The organism is Pseudoalteromonas sp. MMG006 (assembly GCF_018101025.1).
Taxonomy (GTDB): Bacteria; Pseudomonadota; Gammaproteobacteria; order Enterobacterales; family Alteromonadaceae; genus Pseudoalteromonas.
Genome location: NZ_JAGJEJ010000004.1, coordinates 123282 through 136026, shown reverse-complemented (window position 1 = coordinate 136026; position 12745 = coordinate 123282). Strand labels below are relative to the sequence as shown.

Here is a 12745-nt window from a genome sequence, read left to right as displayed (position 1 = left end):
ATAAAGGCTTATTGAGTTAGCATAGATCTGATCTGTACTTACTACAGATCAGATCTATACCAATTAAAGCCACGTTTTAAAGCACAGCCTAGTGCATAACTTCATAATTTACTTAGTTAAAAGTTGATCTGCCAAGCTGTTTTTGTTCATAACTAATGGAGTAACTTGTGTATAACTCTATATTTAAAATATAGCTTAGTAAAAAGGTGATCCAAGGGTAGATAAAGATCTGATCTTAACCAAGTATAAAGCTGATCTGCTTTTTTTAGTATTATTATTAAAAATCATATAGTTATGTATTGATTATACACCCTTAACCTTTATTACCTTATATATTTAACCACCTTTAAACTTCTTTATTTATACTAAGCGATATTAAAGGTGTAAAAATATTTTTGAATGTCTTGTTATTAAAATGCATGTCGCCTTAAATAGTTGTTTACAGCTATTTGAATGGACATTATACTTAAAGCCTAACTTTGAGGAAGAAAGTATGTCAATCAATAACAACGCGCTAAGTACCTACCGGCTTTTAAAAGCAACCGCTGAAGTTGCTGAAAAATCTCTAGAAGGACGTATTCAACATTACCGCGCTCATCTTAAATCAGAAGAAAAAGAATTAAGAACTTACACTCAAAAAGCAGCAGCTGATTTACTTGGTTGCAATAATCGTACTCTAAAAAGACGACATGATAACGGTGATTTTGACGATCTTAATATAAAACGCGGTGCTAATGGGCATTATGCTTACACGTTAGTAAATATTTTTGCTATGGCTGATATTATGGATATTAAGCCGGATCACCGTACTGATGACGATAAATTACAAGTTATAGTAATTAACTCGCTTAAAGGTGGTTGTGGTAAAACAACGAGCATGGTTAATATTGCAGCTGCTTTAGCAACTACAAATATTAAACGTTACCGTATTGGTATAATTGATTTAGATCCACAAGGTTCATCTTCAAGCTTCTTTCCTTCAAGCGAGCACGATCCAATTACTGTTGGCGATTTAATGCGTGATTGTATTGATTTAGACGAAGGTGAAACTTGGCCAGAGTTTGTTTCTAATTCATTTTTACCAACCCATATTCCTAATATTCGTGTTTTACCATCAGGTATGGACGATTTTTATTTTGAACATGAAACTGCTACTTTACTCAAAGACACCTCTAATTATGAGCAAACTCGGCATTATCATAAGTTGCTTGAAAAAGTAATTGACCCGGTTAAAGATGAGTTTGACATTATATTAATTGATACAGCCCCAACCCTTAACTTTATGTTTTATAACGCTTTAATGGCATCTACAGCTATGCTTATACCGGTTCATCCAGAAGCTGTTGATTTTGATGCTAATAATAAATATTTAAAACGATTAGGCGAGATTTATCATACTGTTGCAGCCCTTGGGCATGATGGTTGGGACTTTATGCAGTTTTTAGTGACCAACTATGTAAAAGGTAACCATTCTCAACGCGATATAGTCAAAGATGTTCGTAGCGCTTTTGGCCGCCAAGTAATGAGTTATCCAATTAATCATAGCTCTGCAATTACCGCTAGTTCATCGTCTTTTAATACAATTTTTGATCAAAAAGCCTCTGATAGCTTAGCAAGCAGAGAGTCACTAATGCGTGCACAAGAAAATATCAAAGACGTAGTAGATGAACTTGAAATGTTAATTCGATCAAATTGGCAGTCTACTCAATCATCACTCAATACCCCTAAGTAAGGATGTTAAACAAAAATGGCTAAAAAACGTAAAAACGACACCCGCTTAGATCCATTTGCAACAGCTGTAGGTAACAGCAGTCTTGATGCACTTTTAGAGCAAGCCAGCGCTGGCGATGTAATTAGAATGCCTGCTCCAAGTGATCCTACGCGCGACATTACCCTAGTTTGTAAAGTGATCCCACACAGCGATATTGAATCAAGTACTCAGGTTTATGGGAAAAACCGTCGTGTTCAAGCGCTGCTTAACGAAAAGTCGGTATCTGATATATTACCTGCTATTCGCGAAGATGGTCGTAACCAGCACCCAGCGCTCTTATGGGAGCAAAATGATACAAGCTTAGTACTTGCTGGCTCACGTAGACGTAAGGCTTGTATTTTAGGTAACGCCGATTACTTAGTGCTTAGCTCTACTGATTTTACAGATCAAGATGCTAAAATTTTAGCAGTATCATCCGATCAATATATTGCGCCTAGTTTATGGGAACTTGGCCAAGCTTATCAGCAAACTAAAAATGAATTAATTGAGCAAGGTAAAAAAGGCTCGTACCGTGAAATAGCCACTATTGAAGGTGTTTCACACACAGCTATTGCTGATGCGGTAAAAGCATATGAGCAAATTCCTGCTGATGTTATCTCACTTTATCCTACGGCCAATCATGTAGGTCGTGAAGTAGCTAAAAAGCTGGTGATTGCAAAGGAGAGAGACGAAGCTGCGTTTAACCAGCTTGTTAATGCACTTGCTAACGATGAAGAACTTAATGCTATTACAAGCGACGACAAGCGTGCTATGGCTATAACTAAGCGTTTAACTGTAGAGCCAGAAGTTGCTGCAAAACGTGAAACAGTCCTTGAAAACAAATTTATATCAGTACAGCGTAATCTTAAAAGCGGTGACGTTTCTATTAAAATAGACAACAAAGTTATGACTGATAAGCGTTTAGAGCAGCTTACAAAGCTTTTAGGTGCTTTTAATTAGTTAGTATAATTATGATCTGCCAGCGTTATTTAGTTAGTTAAATAGCGATCTGGCAGATAATTAAGTTGGTAAAAATCTGATCTTCTTGCCAATCTATAGTCTCAAAAATCCCTACATATCTCCGTAGATCAATTTTTTACTAACTTAATTGTTATTTTATAGCATCAAACACGGTTAAATCTCTACGTTAGTAAAATTATGATCTGTAATGCCCCTTTTTGTTATCAACTTGTATACAAGTTGTGAGCTTGCTGTGTTTTAAATTTTAGTTAGTAAAAACTTTTACCTGTATTTAGCTATAAACCGATTTTTTACTAACCTATCAGCTCCAACCAGTTTATATTGCGTTAATATTGCTTTAGCTCAATGCACATAAGGCATATACTGGCAGAATTATTTTTAAAATTTAATGCTTAGAGTGACATGTCTGCTAACTTATCAAAAAATGATTTAATGGCTATTTTTGAAGAAATTAAAAATGAGCAGGCAACTCAGTTTCCTCTGTCTGAACGCTTTATTAAAAAGCTTTTTCGCGAAAGTGTTCTAGATAAAGGCAAAGAGTATTATAAAAATGGTCAAATTAGCTGGCTTGAACATACACCAGACTTTTCTGTTGTAGATTCCACGGTACAAGGCGATAACGGATCATCATTTAATCAACGTATTGAGATCAGTAAAGTACCAACTGGTTATTCTGTAGACACTCATTGTACGTGTAACGCAAAAACCAAGTGTCGCCATTTAGCTGCTATTTTATTTAAATTAAAAATAGAACATTCTGGTGAATACGGAGAAGACTACTTTATAAATGATTGGTTTAGTGAGCTAAAATCACTTAAAAGCAACGATAATAAAGCACCATCACAAGTACTTTTATTTGTTTTAGATATTGAGAATAACAAAGTATTTTTAACACCTAAAATAGCAAATTATGAAAACAAAAAAAATTACACCCTAGGAAGAAACCTTACCGAGCAACAGCTAAATAGTTTTGTTACTCCAAACGATTTACTCGAAAGCGACTTTAGATTATTTAGTTGGATCCGCTCACAAAATGCTGTCGGAAATATTGAGCTTAAGGGCCAATGGGGCTTTAGTGCTTTACAGCAGTTAATAGCAACAGAACGTTTGTTTTTTCAACGCTCTCGTGTGCCTATAAAGGCTCAGACTGGTCAAGCATTGAGTTTTAATTGGGAACAAAATAAAGACCTTTCGCAATTAGTTATTAAGCTTGAGCAAAGCCAAAATTGGGCCTTGTTAAAAACTACGCCTCCTACATATATAGACTTAGACCATTTAAAAGCTGGGCGCATTCGTACTCCATTAAGTGGTGACGAAATTGCTCACTTACAAACTATGCCAGCCCTGCACGATGCTAATTTTGATCGTATTTATAAGCAACTAGCTGATAATTTTGGTATAGGTGTTATTCCACACCCAACTAATTTACAGCCTAGCTTACCTAAACTTTCTAGTAATGCAGTGTTAAAAATAACAATGAGTGAGCGTGGTTTATCGCTTTCATTATTATTTAAGTATAAAAATAAAAACTATTTAGCAGGCGCTGCCCCTGCTAATACAATAAATAGTGCTTTTGAAAATACAGTTACTAATGAGCTTACCAATCTCGGTTTTGAATTTTGTAAAGGGGGTTTACAAAGTGAATTTGTATTTACAAAACAATCTCATATTCATTTGCACTGGCTTACATTTGAAGTGTTTCCTAGTTTTAAAGAGCGAGGCTGGCAAGTTAGTGTAAGTAAAGTTAGTAGTCCTAATCCTCAATCGGAAGTTAGTTTGCATGTTCATCGTGCTGCAGGGCATCAAATGCACTGTAAAGTTTTGCTAGGTGAAGCAAAAGCAGCGCCTCTTTTTAGCGATGCTGATCCGCTATATCAATCATTAAATCGACAAAGTGAATTATTTTATTACTACCCAGTAGGCCGTCAATTTGGGGTAATAAATAAATTAGCAATTAACTTAATTAACGAATTTAAAGAACGTTTTGAATTTGTAAAAACGCGAGATGAATTTAATATACCACTATCGTACTTACCTGAACTGGTAAAACAAACAGCTATAAATGTAGAGTTACACGACGATTCTTTAGAGCGATATCTACTAGAGCTAAATAGCACCGACCACGCTATGCCTACGGTTGCATTACATGGATTAAACGACTCCGTTACTCTTAGGGAGTATCAGCAACAAGGCGTTGATTGGCTTAGTTTTTTAAAGCGCCACCAGTTAGGTGGGATCTTAGCCGACGACATGGGTCTTGGAAAAACACTTCAGGTAATTGCCTTTTTAGCGAGCACTTTTAATCGCCCGCAAGCTGGGCCTACACTTATAGTGTGCCCTACAAGCTTAGTCAGTAATTGGCAAAACGAAATTACTAAATTCGCTAAAAGTTTAAAAGTAACGACTATTTTTGGTGCTCAGCGAAATGAGCCATTACAGCACTTAGCTCAAGCGCAATGTATTCTTACAACTTATCCGCTTTTAAAGCGCGATATAGCGTATTATTCACCGCTTTATTTTGAAAATATCATCCTCGATGAAGCCCAGTACATTAAAAACGATACCGCGCAGGTTTCGCGTTTAGTTAAACGCCTAAATGCCGACTTTAAATTATGTTTAAGCGGTACTCCAATTGAAAATAACTTACTTGAACTTAAGTCATTACTCGATTTTGCTATGCCGTCACTACTTGGCTCGCAGGCTCATTTTAAACAACATTTCCAAACGCCTATTGAGCGTGAAGCCGATATGGAACGTGCAGAGCAGTTAAAAGCGCTAATTATGCCCTTTATAATGCGCCGTACTAAAGCCCAAGTTGCTCAAGAACTACCAGAAAAAACAGAGCTAACGAAAGAGTTTGAGTTTGAGCCTAAGCAAAAAGAAATGTATCAAGGCATCACACGCTCATTGGAAGAAAAGCTTATAGACTTATTTGCAGAGCAAGGCGTGCAAAAAAGTAAGTTGGCTTTTTTAGAAGCGCTATTAAAGTTAAGGCAAATTTGTTGCCACCCAAAATTAATAGACCCAGAAACCCAAGCTGGATCAGCAAAGCTTGAGTGGCTCGCAACACATTTACCGCTTATGTTAAGTCTTGGTCGTAAAGTCATTATTTTTAGCCAGTTTACATCGGCACTTGATTTAATAGCCAAACGCCTTGAAGAAATACACATTAATTTTAGTATGCTAACAGGGCAAACTCGTCATCGCGATAAAGTAATAGATGAGTTTACAACTGGCAACACATCAGTGTTTTTAATTAGTTTAAAAGCCGGTGGCACGGGCTTAAATTTAACGCAAGCCGATACTGTTATTCACTTTGATCCGTGGTGGAACCCCGCTGTAGAAAAGCAAGCCACCGACAGGGCATATCGCATAGGCCAAACTAATCCGGTATTTGTGTATAAATTAATAATGAGCAATTCAATTGAGCAAAAAGTATTTAAAATGCAGCAAGACAAGCAAGCGCTCGTAGATGCTTTATTTACCGAAAAATCGATGAGTTTTACACAATTTGATGAGCAACAAATGTTATCACTCATTAAAAATTAAATTTTAATGAACTTAATTAAAAAATAGGCGTCTATTAATATGCTTGTTGATTAATTGCAGTTAATACAGGCATTATGTTGATTCCCCTTATTTAGTTACTAACTTTAGTAACCACTGAGCCAGCACTTTTTAGCTGGCTTTTTTATGCCTGTAATTTATATCAACCCAAAAAATTCTTAATCATTTGCGTTGCTAAACGTGTCGCTACCTGCACCAAAAAACTCTCATTTAAGAATTAATGTAGAAGGTAGAGCTGCCGAGAACAACCAAATATCGAATTTTTGCTTAGCTTACCAACACGTTTTTCCAGCTTCAAAACAGACTTTTTAGTTAAGTAAATTGGTATTAATTTTTTATTTTAAATATTTCTCATTATTTTCTGAACTTAATTAAAAGTTAGGCGTCTACTATTATGCTTGTTGATTAATTGCAGTTAATACAAGTTTTCATGTTGATTTCCCCCTATTTAGTTACTAATTTTAGTAACCACTAAGCCAGCGCCTTTTAGCTGGCTTTTTTATGCCTAAAATTTGCCTTAATTATTATATTTAAATTTTTTAATGATTATTTTGAACTTAATCAAATGTCGGGCGTCTACTTTTATGCTTGTTGATTAATTGCAGTTAATACAAGTTTTCATGTTGATTTCCCCTATTTAGTTACTAATTTTAGTAACCACTAAGCCAGCGCCTTTTAGCTGGCTTTTTTATGCCTAACATTTTTCTTAATTATTATATTTAAATTTTTTAATGATTATTTTGAACTTAATCTAACATTGGGCGTCTACTATTATGCTTGTTGATTAATTGCAGTTAACTCAAGCATCATGTTGATTACCCTGATTGGTTACTAAATTTAGTAATGATTGAGCCAGCCCATTTTGAGCTGGCTTTTTTTATGCCTAAAATAAATATTTTGAATAGTTTTTTGGTTTACACGGTCTACTGTTATACCTGCTGAACAACAGCAGTAGATTATTTTCCCTTTGATTACTTTATTATGTAATGTCGAGCCAGCTTACTTCTAGTTGGCTCATTTTTATTTAAATTAAAGCTTTAGTTACTTCCCCTACCCCGCACCAATGTTATTCGTTATGATGGCATGTCACTAAATTTTATAAGTTTATTTTATGTTTACCCAATTACTCACTCATATCGACTGGTTAAGTCTGGGCGCTGGCGTTACCGCAGGCGCAGTACTTTATAGTGTTGTAGCTGCCCAGCTTCGTAAAAAATTAAATCAACAAATTAGCGAGCAGCAACAGCAACTTTCATTGTTACAAAATCAGTTTGATAATAAAGAGCTGCAATACAATACCTTATTAGAAGATCATGAATTACTAGAGCACACCCATCAGGAGCAACGCGACGAAGCGCAGCATTTTAAAACCCGCTTTAGCGAGCAAGAAAAACAAAGCGTTCAATACAACCATTTTTGGCGTAAAGCCGAAGGCGAGCTAACCGCTTTGCGAGAGCAATTTAACCAGCGCGATATTGAGCTTAATAATATGCGCACTACGCTTGAACAAAAGCAGCAAAACTTTACCGAACAACTTGCACAAATAGAGCAAAGTAAAAATGTGCTTAAAAAAGAGTTTGAAAATCTAGCTAACAAAATCTTAGAAGAAAAATCGCAAAGTTTTAAAACCCTAAACCAAGAAAGCATTGAGCAACTATTAAAACCAGTACAAGGCGAGCTAAAAGGCTTTAGAGATAAAATGGAATCTATTCACGTTGAAGATTTAAAACAACGTGCTGCTCTTAAAACAGAGCTACTGCATTTACAAGCTAAAAGCCAAGCTATTACAGAACAAGCCGATAAGCTCAGTAATGCACTACAGGGACAAAAAAAGACTCAAGGTAATTGGGGCGAACTGATGCTCGAAAACGTACTCGACAGCGCAGGCCTGCGTGCAGGCAGTGACTACAAACGCGAAGTATCGTTTAACACAGAAGATGGCCGACTGCGCCCTGATGTAGTTGTGTACTTACCACAGGGCCGCCACTTGGTGATTGATGCTAAAACATCGCTAAATGCTTACACCCGTTACGTGAACGCCGAAAACGAACTAGAGGCTAGTCAAGCAATTAAAGAGCATGTAAATGCCGTTACAGCGCGCATTAATGAGCTTGCAAGTAAATCGTACGATCGCCTCCCTGGTATAAACTCGCCTGAAGTGGTTATTATGTTTGTGCCTATAGAGTCAGCATTTGTAGAGGCGCTTAAATACCAAAGTGATATATATCAGCAAGCTATCGAAAAAAATATTTTAGTTGCTACACCAACAACTTTACTTACCAGCTTAAATATTGTTAAACAGCTGTGGCGCTTTGAAGAGCAAACTAAATACTCTAAAGAGCTGGCGAATCGTGCAGAGCGCTTTTACAACAAGCTCAATGGCTTTTTAACAAGTATGGAAGGTGTTGGTAAACAACTCGACCGCGCAAAAGAAAGCTACGACAAAGCGTTCTCTCAGTTATACCGTGGTAAAGGTAACTTAATTAAACAAGCTTCTGAATTTAAAGAGCTAGGTGTATCGGTCCAAAAAGAGTTACCAAACGAAAGCGTAGAAAAAGCCCAGTTAGAGCTTGATTAGGCTTAGTATACAGTAGCTTTTTATTTATAAATTAAAGGAGGGTTAATGATTTTCCCGTTACTGAGTTCACAAAGGTTAACGTTAACCCCTATTAATTATGAGGATAGAGACGCTATTTTTGCTCTTTTTTCAGACCAACAAGTTACTCAATACTATGATCTGGAGCCCTTAACCCAAATTTCCCAAGCTGATAAGTTAATCGCTTTATTCAATACCCGGTATAAAAATGGTGAAGGGATCCGCTGGGCAATTCGTTTAAAAAGTACTGATGAGTTAATGGGTACTTGTGGTTTTAATAGTTGGTCAGTACTAATGAAGTACGCATTCATTGGTTACGACCTAAAAAGCCTGTATTGGGGCAAAGGCTATGCTTTTGAGGCTATTCATATGATTATAAAAGCTGCCTTTGATGGACTGCTAAGGTGCGGTGCTTTAAATCGAATACAGGCTGATACAGTGCTCGGAAATAAATCTTCAGAAGCTTTGTTATTAAAGCTGGGCTTTTTTGAGGAAGGTTTAAGACGCCAAAGCGGCTTTTGGAAAAATCGTTTTCACGATTTAAAGTGTTTTGGTTTGTTAAAGTCAGACTTTAATAAATAATTTTATTAATCGTTTATCGAAAATATAGAGAATATTGCACCTGAATTAACATAGTCCCACCCCACATCTTTAGCTATGTAATTTATCAATAAATTAAAACTAATAGTGCTGATGTTTTTCATCAGCTCATCAAATTTTCAATAAAAAGCTTCATATTGACGAGTTTTCATTCTGCTCTAATTATTTACAGCCGCCTACACCACATAAACAAAGATGTTTAGATTTTAATTTTGATAAATCACACAAGGTCACTTTGTCCAGTAATCTATACGTTGTATTAAATGTAACAACTTTTTTGTTGTCAAAAGTAGTATTAACATTTGCACCACTATGGAAGTGTCACGCTTATTCAAACAATTAGCACGCACCACTGTGTACCCTTTATAAAACTATACTAGCGAGATAAACAATCGAACTCTTTTGTTAATTAACTTATATGTTCAGCATCAGTTAACTTAACTCATCTTGTTGATATTATTGTGTTTTATAACTTGCGTATTGTTGAATAAGTCTGAAAATTATACTAGCGTATAAAGTAGATATTTAACGTTACTCAAGGAGAAAGGTTACATGGTATCTCGCAGAAGCTTTATTAAAGCAGGTGCAGCTTTAGGTATAGGATCTATTTTTAGTGCTTCAGCACTTGCTGAGCAACTAAAGGTAAAAATGTCTCAAGGGCAGCTTATGCCAACTAAAGGGCCAATCGATAAAAGTGCAGCCTTGCCTACCAATGATGTTACAAACGCTAAACACTATCGCCCTGAAGCTAGAATGGGGTTAGGCGGTCTAGCCGCTGGTAATGGCTTTAACACCATATCTAGCGATGCAGAAATTCTAACAATGTTAAATGCTGCGTGGGACACAGGTATACGGCATTACGATACTTCCCCTTTTTATGGCTTAAGCTTAAGTGAAAGACGCTTTGGGGATTTATTACGCAATAAAAAACGCGAAGACTTTGTATTATCCTCCAAGGTAGGCCGCTTACTTACACCTTCCGCTGAGCCTTTAGAAAATAGCTGGCACTGGGCCGATCATTCACCGTTTCATTATAAGTATGATTATTCAGCCTCGGGCACACGTCGTTCAATTGAGGATACTCTACAAAGAATTGGCGTGGCGTCGCTTGATATTGTTTATATTCACGATTTATCGCCTCAAAATAGTGATATGGGCGACGATTGGCTTAAATACTTTGATCAAGCAGCCAAAGGCGCAATTCCTGAGCTTACAAAAATGCGCGACGAGGGAATAATTAAAGGTTGGGGCTTTGGTGTTAATACACCGCATGCCGTTTACAAAGCGCTTGATATGTCAGATCCCGATATTTGTTTATTAGCCCTGCAGTACTCTATTTTAGATCACAAAGAAGCACTTAATAAAACCTTCCCTATGCTTGATAAGCGAGGGATCTCTGCCGTTATTGGTGCGCCACTCAATGGTGGTTTTTTAACTGGGCGAAACCGCTTTAATTACTCACCTAAAATTCCTGCGCCTATGCAGCAAAAGTATAATGCAATTAGTGAAGTTGCTACTAAACATGGCATCGACATTAAAACAGCTGCGCTGCAATTTGCAGAAGCGCCATCCACTGTGGCCTCAATAGTGCCAGGTGCGCGTACTGCCGATCAAATTAATGCAAATGTTGCGTCAATGAAGGTAACCATTCCAGATGCGTTTTGGAGTGAGTTAAAAGCTAAAAACCTCATCGAGCAAAATGCACCTGTATAAGTACTAACTCAGAGGTGTGCTTTTAATTAAGCACACCCTTTTAAGCTACATTCGACATTGAATGTGCTGATTATTTATTACCTGCATACGCCCAGTTAACGCACTCTTGCGCTAAAATAGCGATGGTATTTAAACAGGTATCAGGCGATTGCTTAGCTTGTGTGGCTAATATCAGTGGCAGTTTTCAGCAGCTTTTTAAGGTAGTTAATAACGTAGGGTCTTCTATTACTATACGGGCACAAATGTCGCCGGGTACAATTAATACATCGGGCTGTAATGAGTCAGTAAAGTGATAATCGGGACTAACACGCAACCCGTGCTCACCGGAGGAAGTCATAGAGTTTAGCGATATTAATTTGGGTTTGTCACATAACCCCTTTTCTGCCAGCAAGCCTATTAGTTACCATAAACCAACTAAATCCAGCTCTTCAACTTTGTCATAAATTAAAAAATATATTTTCATACTATGTTCCTTAGTCTTTTAATTTTTATAGCTTTTAAATAATTTGCCTAACAGGGCTTTCATATAACTGAGCAAATTTTTTTATTTAAGCTACGGAGCCACATTTTTATGCGTTTATTACATTACTACTTAGGTAAACTACATTAATTTGAGCAAGTGTTCAAAGTAAGTTAAGCTCAGAGCGACTAATCTACAAGTAATTTAAATTTATTGGGAGTAAACATGGCAACCACACTTGCATTTGACGTATACGGCACGCTTATAAACACTCACGGCGTATTGTCATTACTTGAAGATATGATTGGCGATAACGCGCAAAAATTTTCAAATACATGGCGTGAAAAACAGTTGGAGTACTCCTTTAGGCGCGGGTTGATGCAAAACTATATACCGTTTTCGTTATGTACTAAACATGCCCTCGATTACGCGTGTTTAGCGCATAAAACGCAGCTGAGTGACGATCAAAAGCAGCAATTGCTTGAGCAATATAAAATTTTACCCGCCTTTGACGATGTTAAAAAAGGCCTTGAGCAACTTAAAGCGCAAAATTACCGATTGTTTGCATTTTCAAACGGCGCTGCTGATGCGGTAAATAAATTGCTCGAAACCGCAGGTATTAGTGAGCTTTTTGAAGGCGTTATAAGCGCCGACGATATGAAAACATTTAAACCAAACCCAGGTGTTTATAGCCATTTTTTACGCGAAACCAATTCAATGGGTGCAAACACGTGGCTTATTTCGAGTAACCCGTTTGATATAACCGGCGCTATTTCGCATGGTATGCGCGGTGCGTGGATAAAACGCTCAGAAGATTCTATTTTTGATCCGTGGGAAATTCAGCCTAATACGGTTGCCACTGATTTGGTGGATTTGAAAAACAAGCTTGAAGAGATTAATTAAGCTGCATTTTTACTTTTATACTCCTCTTTACCGCTTAAGTTGTAAAGAGGGGGTAGCCCTTACTTTTTGACCCGTCCAAAATACCTAAGCTTTATTACCCTCTCCTCAATTTTCAAATTAACAAACACGTCCTATTTGACCTGCGAATTAAATATTTACACAGTTCACTTTATAT

The 12745-nt window shown here is 36.8% G+C and carries 8 protein-coding genes; 7 read left to right on the top strand and 1 reads right to left on the bottom strand.

The features are described from left to right. The first annotated feature begins 493 nt into the window (after positions 1 to 493). From J8L73_RS06335 to J8L73_RS06310, 6 genes are all read left to right on the top strand, one after another. Positions 494 to 1732, top strand: coding sequence for an AAA family ATPase (locus J8L73_RS06335; protein WP_211015518.1), 1239 nt, complete (start codon positions 494 to 496; stop codon positions 1730 to 1732). A 15-nt stretch (positions 1733 to 1747) separates the two neighbouring features. Continuing rightward, entirely contained in the window at positions 1748 to 2710 is a 963-nt protein-coding gene (locus J8L73_RS06330) for a transcriptional regulator (protein ID WP_211015516.1), read from the top strand. Positions 2711 to 3133: 423 nt separating this feature from the next. After that, a complete protein-coding gene (locus J8L73_RS06325; protein ID WP_211015514.1) occupies positions 3134 to 6280 on the top strand; it encodes a DEAD/DEAH box helicase in 3147 nt (1048 codons plus the stop codon). Between the two features lie 1129 nt (positions 6281 to 7409). Continuing rightward, entirely contained in the window at positions 7410 to 8876 is a 1467-nt protein-coding gene (gene rmuC, locus J8L73_RS06320) for a DNA recombination protein RmuC (protein ID WP_211001181.1), read from the top strand. Between the two features lie 45 nt (positions 8877 to 8921). Further along, complete coding sequence (locus tag J8L73_RS06315) at positions 8922 to 9476, top strand: GNAT family protein (RefSeq protein WP_211015512.1); 555 nt, start codon at positions 8922 to 8924, stop codon at positions 9474 to 9476. A 570-nt stretch (positions 9477 to 10046) separates the two neighbouring features. Then, complete coding sequence (locus tag J8L73_RS06310; protein WP_211015510.1) at positions 10047 to 11207, top strand: aldo/keto reductase; 1161 nt, start codon at positions 10047 to 10049, stop codon at positions 11205 to 11207. A gap of 184 nt (positions 11208 to 11391) precedes the next feature. On the opposite strand, the gene J8L73_RS06305 is transcribed toward J8L73_RS06310, so the two are convergent. Continuing rightward, positions 11392 to 11544, bottom strand: a complete 153-nt coding sequence (locus tag J8L73_RS06305) for a hypothetical protein (protein WP_211015508.1) — start codon at positions 11542 to 11544, stop codon at positions 11392 to 11394. A 348-nt stretch (positions 11545 to 11892) separates the two neighbouring features. Here J8L73_RS06305 and J8L73_RS06300 point away from each other — a divergent pair, with 348 nt between their 5' ends. After that, positions 11893 to 12570 (top strand): haloacid dehalogenase type II, encoded by a 678-nt coding sequence (locus tag J8L73_RS06300; RefSeq protein WP_211001184.1) that lies wholly within the window; start codon positions 11893 to 11895, stop codon positions 12568 to 12570. Positions 12571 to 12745 lie beyond the last annotated feature (175 nt).